Consider the following 18,837-nt stretch of genomic DNA (forward strand, 5'->3'; position numbering starts at 1 on the left):
GGAGGTGTTTAATATGAGAAGAGTAATGTTGATAGCCGGGATATGCGGGCTTGCCGCATTAACCGCCTGCAACAATAATGATACTGCAGCAGACAGAGATTTATTTAATGACACTGGAAATACGATAAATGTTAATGACCAGCGTGCAGAACTTTACAACCGGGATGATAATCGCGGTTTAAGAAACGTAAGTGAAGATTTTGGCTATGTTCGCCACCAACGAAGCGGAATTCTTGGAGATGGCGGTTCAAACGACCATTATGCAGCGATTGACAGGGAACAGCTTGCAGATATTATCGGCAAATACTGTACAGATGTTCCGAATGTCGATGATGTATCGACTCTCGTAACAGATGAAGAAGTATTGGTTGTTTATAATACTGACTCTAAAGACCGTTTTGAAACTGCTGATCAAGTTAAGAAAATGGCTATGTCTGTAGTGCCGCGGTGGTACCATGTTTATGTTACTGATGATGAAAGATTAAGAAAAAATGTTGAAAACTTTGCCACTCTTGATTCAGACAGCAAGAACGTTGATTCGATGATAGATGGAATCGTGAAACGGATGTTAAAATCCCCTCAAGGACGAGAAATGAGCGAGGGTGAAAATGCCAACGGCGAATCCCGTGGTGAAACGAACGATAATTTAGATCGGGACGACATAAGAGAAAAAACAAAGACTGGAAAGTAAAATTATGCCTTTAATCGTATTTCTTAAATCAAAGAAGAGTTCAGCCAAATCAGCTGAACTCTTTCACTTATCTTGAACTTCGAGGCGCTTACGCTTTTCTATTGTCTAGCTCCACAAAGAACGCTTCGGCAGTGATACATCGCACGAAGGAAAGCGTTAGCTTTTCGAGGAGCGCCTGGGCCCTCAAGGTCGCTTCGGTCCTGATCGGAGCGCTTGCGCATTTCTAATTACTGTGCTTGTTTGGCTTCTTGATCACCGAGAAGCTGTTTCTTCTTTGACGCTGCGTTTACTTGCTCATCAGCATGGTAGGAAGATCGTACAAGCGGGCCTGCCTCACAATGGCTGAATCCTTTTGAAAGGGCAATATCTCTTAATTCCCGGAATTCATCGGGGTGGTAATATTTCACAACACGCAGATGATTTCGGGTCGGCTGCAAATACTGTCCAATGGTTAAAATGTCAACATGGTTAGCCCTTAGATCATCCATTGTTTGCAAAATTTCTTCGCGAGTTTCTCCTAATCCAATCATCATACTTGATTTTGTTGGAATATCTGGCTGCAACTCTTTGGCCCTACGCAAAAATTCGAGAGAGCGTTCATATGTAGCTCTTGCACGAACTCTTGGTGTAAGCCTGCGAACCGTTTCAATGTTATGGTTTAAAATATCCGGACGCGCGTCCATAAGCGTTTTTAAATTTTCATAAACTCCTCCCATATCAGAAGGAAGAACTTCAATCGTTGTAAACGGATTTTTTCTGCGAATCGCCCTTACAGTTTCCGCAAAAACAGCTGCGCCTCCATCTTTGAGGTCATCACGGGCTACCGCTGTGACAACTACGTGCTTCAAATTTATTAAGCTTACAGAATCCGCTACCCGTTCCGGCTCTTTCCAGTCAAGCTCTGTCGGGAGCCCTGTTTTAACGGCACAGAATCGGCATGCACGGGTACATACATCGCCTAAAATCATAAACGTAGCGGTTCTTCTTACCGCCCAACATTCATGAATGTTAGGGCATTTTGCTTCTTCACAAACTGTGTGAAGATTTTTTTCACGCATCATCTTTTTCAAGCCCGTATAATTTTCATTTGTATTTAATTTTATTTTTAACCAATCCGGTTTACGCAATAGATCTTCATTCTTGCTCATATCTTCCACTCCATTCATCTGAAAAAAGCCAGATATACATTCATATTAAAGAGCTTCTAAAGCCACATTATCATAATAAAATTAACAGGACAAGCGGGACGATTTGTGATTACCATTTATTAATATTTATTAATTTGCCATTGTTTCACAAACTATTCCTGCAGACTAATTACAAAGGGTGGATTCTTATGAGGTTTCTTCTTATTTTACCATTATTGTTTTCGGTTTTCTTTCCCTCACTGAGCGCAAGGGCGGATGAAGTGCCTGATATTTATGCAAAAAGAATGGAATTATATAAGAGGGTTGAAGCGACAACAAATATTCCGTGGTATTATCTGGCGGCAATTGACCAATATGAAAGAAACTTACGCCAAGCGCGTCGGGATCTTCCAAAAGCTGAAGGGGCGATCGGAATTTATTTCAGGCCTGAAGAATGGGCAGGAATATTAAATCCGGATCCGGCTGATGAAAATCCGATTTCCATTCAATTTTTTGAAGGAATCGGAGTAGATGGAAATGGAGACGGAAAGGCGAGACTCTCGGATGAGGAGGATGTTTTGTATGCATTCGCCAATTTCCTCCTCTCATACGGGACAGATCATGATAATATTAAAATTGGACTATGGGATTATTATAAAAGGGATAAAACTGTCGGGATCATAATCGGAAAGGCAAGAATATATCATCATTTTGGCCGCATTGATCTTGATGCACATTCATTTCCGGTTCCATTACGCAGCAACTACAGCTATAAAAACACTTGGGGAAGTGCCCGGGGCTGGGGCGGCCGCCGTATTCACGAAGGCACAGATATTTTTGCAGACTACGGTGTTCCTGTTCGGGCAACCTCCTACGGCATTGTTGAAATGAAAGGTTGGAATAGATATGGCGGATGGCGTATCGGAATCCGTGATATTAACAACACTTATCATTATTATGCGCATTTAAGCGGATTTGCAAAGGATATGAAAGTTGGACAAATTGTAGAGCCCGGAACGCTGATAGGCGGCGTGGGCAGTTCCGGCTACGGCCCTCCGGGGACATCCGGCAAATTTCCTCCTCATTTGCACTATGGAATGTATAAAGACAACGGTTATACCGAGTGGTCATTCGATCCTTACCCGCATTTAAAATTGTGGGAGCGGCAAGAACGACAGAAAGTACGGAAAAAGAAGTAAAAATTCATACCGAAAAATGGGGCTGTTCGGAATGAGACAGTCCTTTTTCTATTGGAGAATAATTTTTTAATATACCGAAATATTAAATTAGCTATTACACACAGCTAATTATTATAATTTTCCCATTCAAAAAAATTTTCATATTTTTATCGTAGACGATAAGGAGAAAATATTGTGCAATATTGTCAGAAAATTGATTCTTTTCCCAAGAATCAGCTTCTTCTGCTTACTTAGTACTTACGGAGGATCATAAGCAAGAAAAAAATTTTTAGGGGGGTAAAGTATGAGAAAAAGAAAATTAACAGGAATTTTTATGTCGCTTATGTTAGCTGCAGGTGTATTGGCAGGCTGCGGCGGAAAAAGCGAGAAAACATCAGGAGGCAAAGAAGGCGATACGATCAAAATTGGTGCCAATCTTGAATTGTCAGGCGGCGTTGCCTCTTACGGACAATCGATTGCGGAAGGTCTGGAGCTCGCACTTGATGAAATTAATAAAGAGGGTATTGACGGCAAAAAACTTGAAATTGTCAAAATTGATAACAAGTCAGACGCAGCTGAAGCAACAAGCGCCGCCATTAAGCTTGTCAGCCAGGAAAAAGTAGCGGCAATGGTCGGTGCTGCTACAAGTACAAATACGCTTGCACAAGTACAAGTTGCCCAAGATAACAAAATACCGCTTATTACTCCGACTGGAACAAATCCAACTATTACAACAAAAGACGGAAAAGTAAACGAGTATGTCTTCAGAACATGCTTTATAGATCCATTCCAAGGAACAGTGGCAGCAAACTTTGCAACTAAAGAACTGGGTGTTAAAAATGCAGCTGTCCTTATCGACAGTGCAAGTGATTATTCAAAAGGACTTGCTGCTTCATTTAAAGAATCATTTAAGAAAAACGGCGGAGAAATCATTGCAGAAGAAGCATATGTAGCAAAAGATACTGACTTCCGTGCAACATTAACGCGAATCAAATCAAAAAATCCGGAATTTGTCTATTTACCAGGTTATTATGAAGAAGTTGGCCTTATTTTGAAACAAGCTCGCGAAATTGGCCTTGATGTTCCGTTTATGGGCGGCGACGGCTGGGATTCACCGAAGCTTGTTGAAATTGGCGGTGCGGACGCACTCAAAAATACTTATATTACAAACCACTATTCTTCCGGTGACCCTGACAAAAAGATTCAGGATTTTGTAAAAGCATTTAAAGCAAAATTTAATAACAAATCACCGGATGGTTTTGCTGCTCTCGGTTACGACACAGCGTACTTGCTTGCAGATGCTATCAAACGTGCCGGAAGTGCTGATCCTGAAAAAATTAAAGAAGCTCTTGCAGAAACAAAAGATCTTGAGCTTGTATCAGGTAAAATTACCCTTAATGAAAACCACGATCCGGTAAAATCTGCTTCGATCCTAAAATACGAAAATGGAGAGCAGAAATTTGAAACAAAAGTAAATCCATAAAAATAGTTTCAAGACGAATAGGGGGCATGTCCCCCTATTCTAGATTTTTAAGAGAATTCCAGAAAATGTACGTCAATTAGATCTGGCAGGGGAGTGAGAAAATGGAATTCATTCAACAATTGGTAAACGGCATATCACTCGGCAGTATTTATGCACTCATTGCACTCGGTTATACGATGGTTTACGGGATTGTTAAACTGATAAACTTTGCTCATGGCGACATATTTATGATCGGTGCATTCGTTGGGTTCTATTCGATTACGATACTGGAACTCGGCTTTTTTCCATCATTAATTTTAGCAATGGTAGTATGCTCTATTTTTGGAGTATTAATTGAACGGATTGCCTATAAACCGTTGAGAAACGCGACGAGAATCGCAGCGCTTATTACGGCAATCGGTGTTTCCTTATTCTTAGAATACGGTACAATTTATTTGCGGGGTGCACAGCCCGAAGCCTATCCGGGAGATGTTCTTCCTACAAAAAAACTTGACTTTTTAGGAATATCCATAAACAGTCAATCATTATTCATTTTAGGTGTTTCTGTTTTTTTAATGATTTTGCTTCAATTTATTGTTCATAAAACAAAAATCGGAAAAGCGATGCGAGCTGTGTCTCACGATGCTGATGCTGCAAGATTAATGGGCATCAACGTAGATAAAACGATTTCAGCAACTTTCGCAATCGGTTCTGCACTTGCCGGAGCAGCAGGTGTCATTTTTGGTACGTACTATGTAAAAATTGAACCTCTAATGGGGATTATTCCTGGTTTAAAAGCCTTCGTTGCTGCGGTATTAGGCGGGATCGGAATTATTCCGGGAGCCATGGTCGGAGGCCTTGTACTTGGGATTGTTGAAGCCTTCGTAAGTGCAACTGGATATTCCCTCTGGCGTGATGGGGTGGCCTTTGTCGTTCTAATCCTTATTCTAATTTTCCGTCCGTCCGGCATATTCGGGAAAAATATAAGAGAAAAAGTTTAGGGGGAAACGATACCATGGCAATCATCAAGCAATCAAAAGGATTTTGGCTCTCGATTATACTGTCCCTTGCAGTATTTTCAGCCGTTCAGTTCTTAATCACAGGTGAGTATTTAAATCCTTTTTATGAAAATACTTTATTCTTAATTGCAATCAACATTATTCTTGCAGTCAGTCTTCATCTGATCATCGGGATTACCGGACAGTTTTCCATTGGCCATGCAGGCTTTCTTGCGGTAGGAGCTTACGCTTCAGCCATTATAACAATGAAATTTCAACTGCCATTTGGACTTGCCTTATTAGGTGGCGGGATTGTTGCCGGCTTGGCGGGACTTATTATCGGAATTCCAACTCTCCGCTTGAAAGGAGACTACTTAGCAATTGCAACACTTGGTTTTGGTGAAATTGTCCGAATTTCCCTCTTAAATATTGATTATGTAGGCGGGGCGAGCGGAATGCAGGTATCCCACCTTGCTACATGGCCATGGGTGTTCGGCGGAATGCTTTTTACCATTTTAGCAATTGCCAACTTTACAAATTCAACGCACGGACGAGCATGCCTATCCATTCGAGAGAATGAGATTGCTGCCGATGCAATGGGAATTAACACAACTTTTTATAAGGTAGCCGCTTTTGTAATCGGTTCCTTTTTTGCCGGTATTGCCGGGGGTCTATACGCCCATAATTTCTATATTATCCAACCGACAAATTTCGGTTTCTTAAAGTCATTTGATATATTGATTTTTGTCGTTCTCGGCGGATTGGGCAGTTTGTCAGGATCTGTCATTGCGGCCATTTTACTGACGATTATTTCCACATTTCTTCAAGATTATCCGGAAACAAGAATGATTATATACAGTCTCGTGCTTATCGTTACGATGCTTTACCGCCCACAAGGATTGATGGGAACGAAGGAATTGACATCGTTCTTCAAAAAACAGAAAGCTGTTGAAGGGGGAACAGGGAATGGCAGCAAACACACCGTTGCTTAAAGTTCAAAACGCAGGGATTCAGTTTGGTGGTTTAAAGGCTGTTTCCGACGTTAACATTGAAATAGAAAAAGGGAAACTTGTCGGCTTGATCGGACCGAATGGAGCGGGAAAAACGACCTTTTTTAACCTTTTGACAGGTGTATACGTACCGACAGAAGGCGGTATTTATTTAAATGGAGAAAAGTTGAACGGATTGCCTCCGTATAAAATTACCCGCAAAGGAATCAGCCGGACGTTTCAAAATATTCGCCTGTTCTCTGAACTCTCAGTTCTAGATAATGTAAAAATTGCTTACCATTCACTTGCAAAGCATTCCATCTTAAGTTCCATTTTTCGTTTGCCTTCCCACTTTTCAGGGGAAAAAGAGATGGAAGAAAAAGCAATTGAGTTTTTAAAAATTTTTAATTTAGAAAGCTACAAATATGAAAAAGCGAAAAATCTTCCTTATGGACAGCAGAGGCGGTTGGAAATTGCCCGGGCGCTTGCGGCACATCCAAAATTGCTTCTTCTGGATGAACCCGCAGCGGGAATGAATCCTCAGGAAACAAAAGATCTAATGAATTTAATCGCTTTTATCCGCGAACGATTTGATTTGACTGTTTTACTGATTGAGCATGACATGCAGCTTGTTATGGGAGTTTGTGAACATATTTATGTGCTTGATCACGGTCAGTTGATCGCCCAAGGAACGCCGGAGGAAATCAAGAATAACCCGAAAGTAATTGAGGCGTATCTAGGCGAGGAGGTATCATAATGCTAAAAGTTGACGGAATAAATGTTTATTATGGAAATATTCAAGCGCTAAAAGGAGTATCCCTTAAAATTCATCAAGGAGAAATCGTAACACTTATCGGAGCTAACGGTGCGGGAAAAAGCACTTTGCTAAAGGCAATTTCAGGTTTGCTGAAACCAAAACAGGGAGATATCTTATTCGGAGGCCAATCCATTTCCGGAAAGCCGGCTCAAACGATCGTAAAGCTGGGAATTTCTCATGTACCTGAAGGCCGCAGAGTTTTCTCCAATATGAGTGTAGAAGAAAATCTTGAATTAGGTGCATTCTTGCGTAAAGATAAACAAGGCATTCAAGAGGATTTTAAAAAGGTATATGAATTATTCCCCCGCTTGTATGAACGCCGCAAGCAGCAGGCCGGTACCTTATCAGGCGGAGAACAGCAAATGCTTGCAATGGGGCGCGCTTTAATGGCACGGCCAAAGCTCCTCCTTTTGGACGAGCCATCTATGGGTCTTGCCCCGCTGCTCGTAAAAACGATCTTTCGTATTATCGAAGAAATCAATTCAAATGGGACGACGATACTGCTTGTTGAACAAAATGCTCATATGGCACTTTCAATAGCCCATCGAGCATATGTAATCGAAACGGGACGAGTCGTTTTATCAGGTTCGGCAAAAGAATTGAACGAAAGCGATCAAATCCGAATGGCATACTTGGGAGGTCATTAAGAAGAATCAGGACGATCTGCTTCGTTCCATGCGTAATTTGAAAATCTATCAAACGGGGCTGACTAATTAAGGGTCCGGCTCCCTCCAACATGACATATAGAATGGTTTTATTAGTGTCTGTCTTTATGTTGTATTGGGAGGGGTCTGACCCTTTGATTATTTGGCTGCAGATCATTGTTTATATGTTCATTCTTAACTTTTTATTCGTTTCCAGGCAGCTCAATGGAAGGAGAAGATTTTCCTCCACCCCCATTATAAAATTGCGGAACATCTCCTTCTTCATATACAGTAACTAACGGTATATCCTGTATAATAGTCGTTACATCCGTAGAAAAAGGAAGGATAATTTGAACATCGACAACAAGATGCAAAACAACTTTAATTGCTGTATTATTGATTCCAAATTCTTCAAATTCTGTCTTAATATCATAACCAACATTACCAATCGCATGAAACCTAATTGGAATTTGCGGACCGAGGTTTCCGAGCAAAGCATTATTGGTAGCCTGCCCGAGCGGGACATAATAGACAATTCCTTCTTGTTTGATCTCATCGGTCTCAATTTCAACATCCGCCAGTGTCTGTAAATCTTCTAAGTATCCTTTTTCTGCTTGCTTTAAATTTCTTTCAATCAAATTAACTGTTTCACCGGCAATCCGGTTAATTATCTCATTATTTAAGATGATACGTGATTTTGAACCTTCGTTTGGAACGATAACAGGATTACCGCCCATTCCAACAGCTATTTTTTTATTAACTGCATTATTAATAACAAGAGTCGCTATTCTTCTTGTTTGGGTTTCCGCATAACTCCTTAAGGTTGGTTCTATGCCGTCATTGATGATCCATAACCCGGCTGCAGTTGAAAACGCGAAAAACACAAAAGTAAGCAAAAAAACATATCGAAAAGGCAGCGGGCCTTTCCGCGGCAGCCGGCCGCGAAATTTAGCCAAAATAAATCCCCCCTTTACAAGCTATATGTATGCTGCAAAAGGGGGAAGTAGCGCAAAAATAAGAAAAATAATGTATGATCGTTTTAAAAATGTAGCGTCACACTCGTTAATGGCTAATGACGATTCATCCTTCAAATTGATTTCAGAAGGCTTACCTTTCTACCGTCCCTCTTCCAATATTCTAACAACCGGCCCGGCATGCCTTTAAATCATTTTCAACAGCGCTTCTTTCCCAATCATACCTTTATGGATTCCCAGCTGCTCTGCTGTATGAGTAACTGATTCAAGCGGTGAATTCAATAGTTCTTCAATGGTTTTTACTCCTACCGCTCTCCCAGCAAGAATATTTCGATCCTTCAATCTTTCATTCAAAAGTCCGAGATCTAACGCTCCGCACATAATATATCCTTTATCACTTGAAACGGCAAGTAAATTTGTTTTTGGAAGTTTTACTGAAACAGCTAAAAAAGTGTGTCCGGCAATTTCGACAGGCGCAAGCTCGATCATAACTTCCACGCTCCTTTCCTTCCCAATACACAATATGAAAGAAAGTCGGGAAGCGTGTATATCATTAACGAAAAATTCTTTTTAACTTCCACTCCAATAAGTCCCTTAAGAACTCGGGCAAGTAATATTTTTTATGTTCTGCGCGGAAAATTGCCGGAAAAAACCTTCCAAAGGTAAACATATCCGGAATCGCGAGTTTATAGACAGCATCTAAATCGATCTCTTTATGATTTATGAAAATGGAATGATTCATTCCATCATTTGAAAATAAAATTTTATCGTAAACAAATTTCCCCATTATCGTTCCTCTGAATCCAAGCCCTTTTACTTGCAGTTCCGGCCATTTGGAATCAAGTGTATCAAGAAGCACTTCTTTCAGCTCACGTCCGGAAAGTTTAACAACACAAGGATTAATAGGGTGAGGGCAAATATTCAATAAATCATATTTGGTGACAGTACCTTTCTTCAATCCATTCAAAATAAGCCCTGAATTTATGAAAGCACAATCAGCCTGCGTCCATTCCCGGAGCGCTTTACAAAGAATCATAGGAAGTTCCGCTTCTTTAAAATTGTCCGTTTGCAAAGGACCAGGCAAATCAACTGCTTTTTCGCGCAGCATATCTTTTCCTGCCTGATATAAATCCTTAATAAACTTTTCTTCATTAGGAACAGGCACCAATTCGTTTGTATCATAGAGCAATGCTTTTTTGCGTACGATCTTCCATTCATCTGTATTGACTTCAAGCAAGATATGTCCGACATACTGGCCATGTTTACCTGCAGCTCCTAAGATACAATCATTGATCTCTTTTCCTTCATGGAAAATATGATGAGTATGTGCACCTAAAATGACATCAATTTGAGGAAAAAGTTCAGCAATTTGTTCATCTTCATTAATACCTAAATGAGAGAGCAAAATAATAATATCAGCTTTGGTTGTTAATTCCTTTAACTGAATCGATAATTCTTCAATTGGATCCGACAAATTCCAGCCAAGCAAATGGTAAAAATGCGAGAAATAAGCAGTTAACCCTATAACACCAATCCGTGTGCCTCTTTTCGTTGTGTATAACATATACGGACGTACCCAGTCCGGCCGTGTTCCATCGGATTGAAAAAGGTTAGCTGCAAGTACGTGAAATTGCGCTTGATTATACATTGTATCCAAGTCTTCATATGAAAGAGTGATTCCCTCATTGTTGCCGATGGTGACTGCCGTATATCCTGCTTGGTTTAATAGCCTTGTATTTCCTTTCCCCCTCGTCGCCTCGGAAAAAGGGTGCCACCGGTCCATATGGTCGCCAATATCAAAAATTAAGACTTCATCCCCATTTTCTTCGTGCCATTTTTTGCGTGTTGAAAGAAGATGATGAATACGCGGCCAGTGCTCAAAATGGCTATGTAAATCATTTGTATGATAAATATGGATATTTTCCATGTTACCAACTCTCATTCTAACTCATGAATTTTCAAATAAAACTTAACTGAAGGGTTTTTTATCCCCAGCTTACATTCATTGAACAAAAGATTTCCCACCTATATAAGTGGGTGTCTTTTACGAGATTTTAAGGAGAGATCGATTCCTCATTCTTGAAACAAATTAAGCTGTCTTGGCGCCAGCCCATGATATTCAATATTCAGTATATCCATAAACTGTTTGGCGTTGTCCGCTGCATCTCCGCCGGAGTTGTTATTAAACAATACGTAAACATTTTGGCACTCCTTCTCCAGCTCCTTTACATGGACTGCCCATTCTTCCAGCTCTTCCCGGTTGTAGCGGTAAAGGTATCTGACTTCGCGCCAATTTTGATCTTTTTTCTTGTTCCAGCCGTAGACATTTCTGCCATGAAAACGAACTAGCACTTTATCAGAACGTGTTGTCTCAAGAACCGTCGGAATCGAGCCTTGCCCTGCCTGCGGTTCATCGCATATGCTGTGAATCCAGTTTTCACGTTTCATAAAGGAGATCGTCTTATCCCTCATTTCCGGTGTAAACCAAGATTGATGACGGAATTCCAATGCACAAGGAATATCCCCCATCTGTTCTTTCGCCCATCGTAAATAGTCGACATGATCCCTTTTGCAGTCAAACCATGGCGGAAACTGAAAGAGAACCATCGCTAGCTTCCCAGAAGCGTAATATGGCTCTATTGAGTCGCGAAAAGCTTGAAACATTTCTGTTTTATTTTGAAAAGGAATGTCCCCCCGCTGGTGGCCGGTCATTCCCTGATAAGCTTTCACGATGAATTGAAACGAATCCGGCGTTTCATCGACCCACCTTGCAGTGTTTCGTACAGGCTGAATCGCATAAAAAGCAGAATCAACTTCCACTACCGGGAAATGTCCTGCATATGCTTTTAATTTTTCCCTTGGAGGTGTGTGAGACAAATATAAGCTATCATGATCTCCCCACCCGGTTACGCCAATTATAATCATGGAAGCACCTCTCATACAAACATGATAGCATATCGCTGGAGTTATGAGTATTTAAACTCGTTTAAGTGCTTATATTTGGTTTATAGTCTCTAATTTGATTTATGTTCCTTTATTTTCGATTATGAGCCCTTCACTTAATTTATGAATAAATCTCGATACAAAAAACCGCCTGCCGGCCGGCAGGCGGTATTCAAATATTATCCAATTGAACCTTCCATTTCAAATTTGATCAGACGGTTCATTTCAACTGCGTATTCCATTGGAAGCTCTTTTGTAAATGGCTCGATAAAGCCCATTACAATCATTTCTGTTGCTTCTTCTTCAGAAATACCGCGGCTCATTAAATAGAATAACTGCTCTTCGGACACTTTTGAAACTTTTGCTTCATGCTCCAATGAAATATTATCATTTAAGATTTCATTGTATGGGATTGTGTCTGAAGTAGATTGATTATCCATAATGAGTGTATCACATTCGATATTAGCACGAGCACCATCCGCTTTTCGTCCGAAGTGAACGATTCCTCGGTACGTTACTTTTCCACCCTGTTTTGAAATCGATTTTGAAACGATTGTGGATGAAGTATTTGGTGCAAGGTGAATCATTTTTGCCCCTGCATCCTGATGTTGCCCCTTACCGGCAAGCGCAATCGATAATGTCATTCCGCGGGCGCCTTCCCCTTTCAATATGACAGCCGGGTACTTCATTGTAAGCTTAGAGCCAATATTGCCGTCAATCCATTCCATTGTAGCGTTTTCTTCACAAACAGCTCGCTTTGTTACAAGGTTATAAACATTGTTTGCCCAGTTTTGAATCGTTGTATAACGGCAGTACGCATCTTTCTTAACGATGATTTCAACGACGGCACTGTGAAGAGAGTTTGTTGTGTAAACAGGTGCAGTACATCCTTCAACATAATGAACATGTGCACCTTCATCAACGATAATCAGCGTCCGCTCAAACTGTCCCATATTTTCTGAGTTGATTCGGAAATAAGCTTGAAGCGGAGTATCTACTTTCACACCTTTTGGAACGTAAATGAACGAACCGCCGGACCATACGGCAGAGTTAAGTGCGGCAAATTTATTATCGGTAGGCGGAACCACCTTTGCCCAGTGCTCACGGAAAATATCCTCGTTTTCTTTCAGCGCCGAGTCAGTATCTTTAAAAATAATTCCCTGCGCTTCAAGGTCTTCCTTCATGTTGTGATAAACAACTTCGGATTCATATTGAGCAGAAACGCCTGCCAAATACTTTTGCTCGGCTTCCGGTATGCCCAGTTTATCAAATGTTCGTTTAATTTCTTCCGGAACCTCATCCCAAGAACGTCCAGAACGCTCTGTAGGTTTTACATAGTATGTGATTTCATCAAAGTTTAATGAAGATAAATCTCCGCCCCATTGCGGCATCGGCATGCTATAGAAATGCTCCAATGATTTCAAACGGAAATCAAGCATCCATTGAGGCTCGCCCTTCATTTTAGAAATTTCCTCCACAATTTCACGCGTTAACCCGCGCTTTGATCGGAATACGGAAACGTCTTTATCGGCAAAGCCATATTTATAATCACCGATTTCAGGCATTTTTTTAGCCATTGTCGTTTTCCTCCCTTTGCACAAATAAGGGTAAGCAACCCTTTCTGCTATTTATTTTGTTCCTGTTCCATCAAGCCTTTCTCCATTGCTTTCCATGCTAAAGTTGCACATTTGATCCTGGCAGGGAACTTTGAAACACCTTGCAGTGCTTCAATATCCCCTAAATCCAGATCTTCATCATACTCTTTCCCTTGCATCATATTCGAAAATATTTTAGAAAGCTTCATGGCTTCTTCAATCTTTTTCCCCTTAATGGCCTGAGTCATCATCGAAGCGGATGACAACGAGATGGAACAGCCTTCACCTTCGAATTTGGCATCAATGACTTTTCCGTCCTCCACTTTCATCGTCAAATGAATTCTGTCACCGCAAGTAGGGTTGTTCATATTGACTGTTAAGCTGCCATCCTCTAAAACCCCTTTGTTTCGAGGGTTTTTATAATGATCCATTATTACCTGGCGATAAAGGGTATCTAAATTGTTAAAAGACATCGCTGAAATACTCCTTTGTTTTGACAAGCCCTTTCACCAGCTTATCAATGTCTTCTTCTGTATTGTATAAATAGAAGCTTGCACGGGCAGTTGCGGAAACATCGAGCCATTTCATAAGCGGCTGTGCGCAATGGTGGCCTGCACGCACGGCAATTCCTTCAGCATCCAATACAGTAGCCACATCATGTGGATGAACGTCTTCAATGTTAAAAGTAACAAGACCTGCTCGCTTTTCCGGATCTTTCGGTCCGTAAATGGTTATTCCTTCTACTTCGGAAAGTTTCTTAAGCGCGTAAGAAACCAGTTTATGTTCATGTTCCAAAATATTTTCAAGGCCAATATCCTGAAGAAAATCAATTGCAGCACCTAATCCGATTGCACCCGCAATAATTGGCGTGCCTCCTTCAAATTTCCATGGAAGCTCTTTCCATGTAGACTCATAAAGTCCGACGAAGTCGATCATTTCTCCGCCAAATTCAACCGGCTCCATATTTTCGAGAAGGTGCTTTCTCCCGTATAATACCCCGATTCCGGTTGGACCACACATCTTATGGCTCGAAAAAGCAAAGAAATCGCAATCAAGGTCCTGAACATCAATCTTCATATGGGGTGCACTTTGTGCTCCGTCTACTACCATTATTGCGCCGTTTTCATGCGCGATTTTCGCAATTTCTTTAATAGGGTTAATAGACCCAAGAACATTTGAAACATGCACGATCGACACGATTTTTGTATTTGGAGTGATTGTCTTGCGCACATCGTCAAGACTGATTGTTCCATCTTCTTGAAGAGGTAAATATTTTAATGTTGCTCCAGTATATTTCGCCGCTTGCTGCCAAGGAATTATATTGCTGTGATGCTCCATGTAAGAGATCACTATCTCATCGCCTTTTGTCAAGTTGGCACGCGCGTAGCTTGCAGCAACCATATTTAAAGCGGTTGTTGTTCCTCTCGTAAAAATAACTTCTTCTGTAGATTTTGCATTAATAAATTTTCTTACCTTTTCACGAGCTCCCTCATAAGCGTCAGTAGCCCGTGTTCCGAGAGTATGAACTCCGCGGTGTACATTTGAATTGTACTCGCGGTAATATCTATCTAAAGTTTCAATAACCGAAATGGGCTTTTGTGAAGTGGCTGCATTATCCAAATAAACAAGCGGATTCCCATTGACTTCCTGATCAAGGATCGGAAACATTTTGCGAATATCCTGGACATTCATTATTTTACTTTCCTTTCAATGACATTCACGAGCTGTTTTTTCACGCCTTCTATTGGAAGTTCGTTGACAACAGGTGCCAGGAAGCCGTGAATAATCAATCGCTCAGCTTCTGTTTTTGGAATTCCGCGGCTCATTAAATAGTAGAGCTGCATCGGATCAACACGGCCGACAGATGCTGCGTGGCCTGCCGTTACATCATCTTCATCGATCAATAGGATCGGGTTGGCATCACCGCGTGCTTTTTCACTTAGCATTAACACCCGTGACGTCTGCTCAGCGTTTGATTTTGATGCACCGTGTTCAATTTTTCCGATTCCATTAAAGATTGAAGTGGCACTGTCCTTCACAACACCATGCTTTAAGATATATCCTTCAGAAGATTTTCCGAAATGGATAACCTTTGTCGTAAAATTTTGAATTTGATCACCGCGACTGACAACTACTGTTTTTGTGTCGCCGAGTGATCCATCACCAACAAGGTTCGTTATATTTTCGGATATCGTGTTTCCATCATTCATTAACCCAAGCGCCCATTCAATCCGTGCGTCTCTTTCCGCTACACCACGGCGATTCACGTATGTCGTCACACCATCGGCAAGAGTATCGACAGCTCCATATTGTACTTTTGCATTTGTTTTAGCAATTACTTCTGTAACGATATTGAAAACACTGTCCGCTCTTTCCATTGTTGAGACATAGTTTTCAACATAAGTTACCGAACTGTTGTCATCTGCAACAACGAGGACGTGGTTAAACATGTTTGCTTCTTCATCATCATGGATAAAGACAGCTTGAATTGGTTCAGAAACTTCCACGTTTTTCGGAACATACAGGAACGCCCCGCCATTAATAAGGGCTGCATGGAGAGCAGTTAAACGGTGCTCATCCGGTTTAACGGCCGTTTTCATTAAATGCTTTTCCAAAAGATCGCCATATTCGCGAACTGCTGTAAAAATATCCGTGAAAACAACGCCTTTTTCTTGCAATTCGTTCGATAATGACAAATAAGCAGGGCGATTATTTCGCTGGATATATAAATTTTTATTGCTTGCTTCGAGATCAATTAATGATCTTACTTCTTCCGTAAGTTCATTTAATGATGGGAAATCTTCACTTCTTACAACATGCTTGTTGAACTGTGTGAAGTTCCATTTATCGATTTTCGTTTTATCAGGCTTTGGCAGCGGCAATTGGTCAACCATTGATAGAGCCTGTAAACGCAATTCTGTGAGCCAAGCCGGTTCGCCCATTTCTTTTGAAAACGAGCTTACATACTCCTGGTCGAATGGTAATTTTATTTCTGTAGTCATTGTTATCCCCCTAACACTTACGCTTCTTGCCCAACTGTTTCGTCTTCAATGCCAAGTTCCTTCTTGATCCAGTCATATCCTTCCGCTTCTAAGCGTAGTGCGAGTTCAGGCCCGCCTGATTTAACAATACGGCCCTGCATCATAACATGCACAAAATCAGGAGTAATGTAGTTTAAAAGACGCTGATAGTGAGTAATAATTAAGCAGCCGAAATTTCCGCCCCTCATTTCGTTAATGCCTTTTGACACAACTTTTAAGGCGTCAATGTCAAGTCCGGAGTCAATTTCATCCAGAATGGCGATTTTCGGCTCAAGCATCATTAACTGGAGAATTTCATTCCGTTTTTTCTCCCCGCCTGAAAACCCTTCATTTACATATCGCTGTGCCATATCCAAGTCCATTTCTAATAATTCCATTTTGCTGTCCATTTTACGGATAAATTTCATTAAAGAAATTTCATTTCCTTCACCAAGACGGCTGTTAATCGCTGATCGCAGAAAATCGGCATTTGTTACGCCGCTGATTTCACTGGGATATTGCATAGCAAGAAACAGGCCGGCACGTGCACGTTCATCCACTTCCATTTCTAAAACGTCCTGGCCATCAAGAGTAATGCTGCCTTTTGTTACTTCATATTTTGGATGTCCCATGATAGCTGAAGATAACGTTGATTTACCAGTACCATTAGGCCCCATAATCGCATGGATTTCTCCGCCTTTAACTTCAAGGTTTACACCTTTTAAGATCTCTTTTCCATCAATTTCTACATGTAGGTCTTTAATTGTTAATGTAGATCCTGCCATTATAATACCTCCGTTACGAAAAGAAAGAATTGTATCTGTCGGCTTTTTAAGACCGCATACTATCTATTCTCATTTTATTCTCATTACAATCTTATAACAACTGAAAAGTGTTAGCAACTTTTTCAGATATTAAATGTTGACGGGGACGTGTACGAAGCGCCATTCTTATTCTCGTACTAAAATGCATGTCCACAGAATTTTTTTCCCCATTGTTTTGCTTGTATGCATATAAGTTAAAAACCAGTGCACAATTTGCACTGGTTTCCTTTTTTCTTCGTTATTATTATTGGTTGCATCTCTAGAAATGAAATTTTCGTACTATATCCGCAATGATCCGTTGGCTTTTTAAATATTCTTTTTCACGCTTTTTTTCTATCCGCAATCGTACATCATGCTTCCGGCAGTAAACTTCGTATCCAACACCATGAGCTGCCTGCATAGCTTTTTCCATTCCGCTTGTATAGTTCAGCTGTAAATGACTGATAACGAATCCTTCCCTTCGTTTTTTTCGCTTGTTGGCGATTGTTGAACAATCTAATGTTAACACTCTTTTATTATCCGGTTCAAAAGCGAAAAAACGGTAAATACGCCGTTATTTTGGAATAGGAAAGGATTGAATGTAGCGGTGCTTCCATTTTCACAGAATTTTTTAAGAATCCTGCCAAATGGAACCCCGAATGGCTCTTTCATTTAATTAGGCTTGAAAATATATGAAACAGCAGGCACCATTTTTGATGCCTGCCCACCAATTATTATTCAGATACCGGTACAACGGCACCTTTATATTTTTCAAGGATGAAGTCCTGAATTTCTTTCGAATGAAGAACTTCAACAAGAGTTTTAATTTCTTCCTTATTCTCGTCACCTTTGCGAACCGCAATGATGTTCACATACGGTGAATCTTTATCTTCGATTGCAATTGAGTCTTCAATTGGATTCAATCCGGCATCAATGGCATAGTTGGAGTTTATAAGGACTGCATCGCCTTCGCCATTGTTAAAAATTTGCGGAAGCAATGAAGGTTCATATTCTGCATCAAACTTTAACTTTTTAGGGTTGTCGACTATATCTTCAATAGTCGCCTCTGTTTTATTAACGCCTTCTTTTAAAGTAATAAGACCTTCTTTTTCAAGCATTGATAAAATACGGCCATGGTCAGCGACAGAGTTGCTTATGATGATGTGCGCTCCTTCAGGAAGCTCATCAAGGCTTTTATATTTCTTAGAATAAACTCCGATTGGTTCGATATGAATTCCGCCGGCATTTACAAAATCATAGCCATGTTCTTTCTTTTGTGCTTCTAAATAAGGAATGTGCTGGAAATAGTTTGCATCAAGTTCTTTATCATCCAGTGCCTTGTTTGGTAAAACATAGTCTTGGAATGTTTCAATTTTTAGATCGATTCCTTTTTCAGCCAGCAACGGTTTAGCTTTTTCTAAAATTTCAGCGTGCGGCACGTTAGATGCTCCTACAACTAATTCTTTTTTGCCTTCTTCTTTGCCTTCTTTTCCGCCTTCTCCACCTGTTGAAGCCTTGTCAGAGTTTCCGCAAGCAGCTAATACCAGCGCAACTGCAAGAGCTAAAATGAAACTTAACCATTTCTTCATGTTCATC

The 18,837-nt window shown here is 40.7% G+C and carries 19 protein-coding genes; 7 read left to right on the top strand and 12 right to left on the bottom strand.

Annotation, left to right across the window (positions count from 1 at the left end):
* The first annotated feature begins 13 nt into the window (after positions 1-13).
* The gene (locus C0966_RS11760; protein ID WP_425535955.1) at positions 14-691 is read left to right on the top strand and encodes a YhcN/YlaJ family sporulation lipoprotein; all 678 of its coding nucleotides are present in this window, start codon (positions 14-16) and stop codon (positions 689-691) included.
* Between the two features lie 227 nt (positions 692-918).
* Here C0966_RS11760 and lipA read toward each other — a convergent pair whose 3' ends face one another.
* Entirely contained in the window at positions 919-1,839 is a 921-nt protein-coding gene (gene lipA, locus C0966_RS11765) for a lipoyl synthase (protein ID WP_274855787.1), read from the bottom strand.
* Between the two features lie 188 nt (positions 1,840-2,027).
* Between lipA and C0966_RS11770 the strand changes: the two genes are divergently transcribed.
* The 6 genes from C0966_RS11770 to C0966_RS11795 all read left to right on the top strand — a co-directional run bounded on the left by C0966_RS11770 (position 2,028) and on the right by C0966_RS11795 (position 7,909).
* On the top strand, positions 2,028-3,017 hold the full coding sequence (locus tag C0966_RS11770; protein ID WP_274855789.1) for a M23 family metallopeptidase: 990 nt from the start codon (positions 2,028-2,030) through the stop codon (positions 3,015-3,017).
* 283 nt (positions 3,018-3,300) lie between these two features.
* Positions 3,301-4,479, top strand: coding sequence for an ABC transporter substrate-binding protein (locus C0966_RS11775; protein ID WP_274855790.1), 1,179 nt, complete (start codon positions 3,301-3,303; stop codon positions 4,477-4,479).
* Between the two features lie 101 nt (positions 4,480-4,580).
* Positions 4,581-5,459, top strand: a complete 879-nt coding sequence (locus C0966_RS11780) for a branched-chain amino acid ABC transporter permease (protein WP_274855791.1) — start codon at positions 4,581-4,583, stop codon at positions 5,457-5,459.
* A 14-nt stretch (positions 5,460-5,473) separates the two neighbouring features.
* A complete protein-coding gene (locus C0966_RS11785; RefSeq protein ID WP_274855792.1) occupies positions 5,474-6,448 on the top strand; it encodes a branched-chain amino acid ABC transporter permease in 975 nt (324 codons plus the stop codon).
* Positions 6,423-7,202 carry an ABC transporter ATP-binding protein gene (locus C0966_RS11790; RefSeq protein WP_274855793.1) on the top strand — a complete coding sequence of 260 codons (780 nt, stop codon included), beginning with the start codon at positions 6,423-6,425 and terminating at the stop codon, positions 7,200-7,202. Before C0966_RS11785 ends, C0966_RS11790 begins: the two co-directional genes overlap by 26 nt.
* The gene (locus tag C0966_RS11795; protein ID WP_274855795.1) at positions 7,202-7,909 is read left to right on the top strand and encodes an ABC transporter ATP-binding protein; all 708 of its coding nucleotides are present in this window, start codon (positions 7,202-7,204) and stop codon (positions 7,907-7,909) included. Before C0966_RS11790 ends, C0966_RS11795 begins: the two co-directional genes overlap by 1 nt.
* Before the next feature lie 200 nt (positions 7,910-8,109).
* Here C0966_RS11795 and yunB read toward each other — a convergent pair whose 3' ends face one another.
* The 11 genes from yunB to C0966_RS11850 all read right to left on the bottom strand — a co-directional run bounded on the left by yunB (position 8,110) and on the right by C0966_RS11850 (position 18,830).
* Entirely contained in the window at positions 8,110-8,862 is a 753-nt protein-coding gene (gene yunB, locus C0966_RS11800; protein WP_274855796.1) for a sporulation protein YunB, read from the bottom strand.
* A 204-nt stretch (positions 8,863-9,066) separates the two neighbouring features.
* A complete protein-coding gene (locus C0966_RS11805) occupies positions 9,067-9,369 on the bottom strand; it encodes a YunC family protein (protein WP_274855797.1) in 303 nt (100 codons plus the stop codon).
* A 64-nt stretch (positions 9,370-9,433) separates the two neighbouring features.
* Positions 9,434-10,807: a bifunctional metallophosphatase/5'-nucleotidase gene (locus C0966_RS11810; RefSeq protein ID WP_274855798.1), complete on the bottom strand. Its 1,374-nt coding sequence runs from the start codon at positions 10,805-10,807 to the stop codon at positions 9,434-9,436.
* A 146-nt stretch (positions 10,808-10,953) separates the two neighbouring features.
* Complete coding sequence (locus C0966_RS11815) at positions 10,954-11,805, bottom strand: DUF72 domain-containing protein (RefSeq protein ID WP_274855800.1); 852 nt, start codon at positions 11,803-11,805, stop codon at positions 10,954-10,956.
* A gap of 197 nt (positions 11,806-12,002) precedes the next feature.
* Positions 12,003-13,400, bottom strand: a complete 1,398-nt coding sequence (gene sufB, locus C0966_RS11820; protein ID WP_274855803.1) for a Fe-S cluster assembly protein SufB — start codon at positions 13,398-13,400, stop codon at positions 12,003-12,005.
* A 47-nt stretch (positions 13,401-13,447) separates the two neighbouring features.
* A complete protein-coding gene (sufU, locus tag C0966_RS11825) occupies positions 13,448-13,891 on the bottom strand; it encodes a Fe-S cluster assembly sulfur transfer protein SufU (protein WP_274855804.1) in 444 nt (147 codons plus the stop codon).
* Positions 13,881-15,110, bottom strand: a complete 1,230-nt coding sequence (locus C0966_RS11830) for a cysteine desulfurase (RefSeq protein WP_274855805.1) — start codon at positions 15,108-15,110, stop codon at positions 13,881-13,883. Before C0966_RS11830 ends, sufU begins: the two co-directional genes overlap by 11 nt.
* Positions 15,110-16,420, bottom strand: coding sequence for a Fe-S cluster assembly protein SufD (sufD, locus tag C0966_RS11835; RefSeq protein WP_274855807.1), 1,311 nt, complete (start codon positions 16,418-16,420; stop codon positions 15,110-15,112). The genes C0966_RS11830 and sufD overlap by 1 nt, the downstream gene beginning before the upstream one ends.
* A 17-nt stretch (positions 16,421-16,437) precedes the next feature.
* Entirely contained in the window at positions 16,438-17,223 is a 786-nt protein-coding gene (gene sufC / locus C0966_RS11840; protein ID WP_274855808.1) for a Fe-S cluster assembly ATPase SufC, read from the bottom strand.
* Between the two features lie 298 nt (positions 17,224-17,521).
* Entirely contained in the window at positions 17,522-17,770 is a 249-nt protein-coding gene (locus C0966_RS11845; protein WP_274856864.1) for a hypothetical protein, read from the bottom strand.
* Between the two features lie 205 nt (positions 17,771-17,975).
* Positions 17,976-18,830 (bottom strand): MetQ/NlpA family ABC transporter substrate-binding protein, encoded by an 855-nt coding sequence (locus C0966_RS11850; protein ID WP_274855809.1) that lies wholly within the window; start codon positions 18,828-18,830, stop codon positions 17,976-17,978.
* Positions 18,831-18,837: the final 7 nt, after the last annotated feature.

Origin of the sequence: Bacillus methanolicus (assembly GCF_028888695.1) — a bacterium.
Lineage (GTDB): Bacteria > Bacillota > Bacilli > Bacillales > Cytobacillaceae > Bacillus_Z > Bacillus_Z methanolicus_B.

Coding starts and splice junctions, on each gene's coding strand:
- C0966_RS11760 (WP_425535955.1), top strand. CDS start 14: ATGAGAAGAGTAATGTTGATAGCCGGGATATGCGGGCTTGCCGCATTA.
- lipA (WP_274855787.1), bottom strand. CDS start 1,839: ATGAGCAAGAATGAAGATCTATTGCGTAAACCGGATTGGTTAAAAATA.
- C0966_RS11770 (WP_274855789.1), top strand. CDS start 2,028: ATGAGGTTTCTTCTTATTTTACCATTATTGTTTTCGGTTTTCTTTCCC.
- C0966_RS11775 (WP_274855790.1), top strand. CDS start 3,301: ATGAGAAAAAGAAAATTAACAGGAATTTTTATGTCGCTTATGTTAGCT.
- C0966_RS11780 (WP_274855791.1), top strand. CDS start 4,581: ATGGAATTCATTCAACAATTGGTAAACGGCATATCACTCGGCAGTATT.
- C0966_RS11785 (WP_274855792.1), top strand. CDS start 5,474: ATGGCAATCATCAAGCAATCAAAAGGATTTTGGCTCTCGATTATACTG.
- C0966_RS11790 (WP_274855793.1), top strand. CDS start 6,423: ATGGCAGCAAACACACCGTTGCTTAAAGTTCAAAACGCAGGGATTCAG.
- C0966_RS11795 (WP_274855795.1), top strand. CDS start 7,202: ATGCTAAAAGTTGACGGAATAAATGTTTATTATGGAAATATTCAAGCG.
- C0966_RS11805 (WP_274855797.1), bottom strand. CDS start 9,369: ATGATCGAGCTTGCGCCTGTCGAAATTGCCGGACACACTTTTTTAGCT.
- C0966_RS11810 (WP_274855798.1), bottom strand. CDS start 10,807: ATGGAAAATATCCATATTTATCATACAAATGATTTACATAGCCATTTT.
- C0966_RS11815 (WP_274855800.1), bottom strand. CDS start 11,805: ATGATTATAATTGGCGTAACCGGGTGGGGAGATCATGATAGCTTATAT.
- sufB (WP_274855803.1), bottom strand. CDS start 13,400: ATGGCTAAAAAAATGCCTGAAATCGGTGATTATAAATATGGCTTTGCC.
- sufU (WP_274855804.1), bottom strand. CDS start 13,891: ATGTCTTTTAACAATTTAGATACCCTTTATCGCCAGGTAATAATGGAT.
- C0966_RS11830 (WP_274855805.1), bottom strand. CDS start 15,110: ATGAATGTCCAGGATATTCGCAAAATGTTTCCGATCCTTGATCAGGAA.
- sufD (WP_274855807.1), bottom strand. CDS start 16,420: ATGACTACAGAAATAAAATTACCATTCGACCAGGAGTATGTAAGCTCG.
- sufC (WP_274855808.1), bottom strand. CDS start 17,223: ATGGCAGGATCTACATTAACAATTAAAGACCTACATGTAGAAATTGAT.
- C0966_RS11850 (WP_274855809.1), bottom strand. CDS start 18,830: ATGAAGAAATGGTTAAGTTTCATTTTAGCTCTTGCAGTTGCGCTGGTA.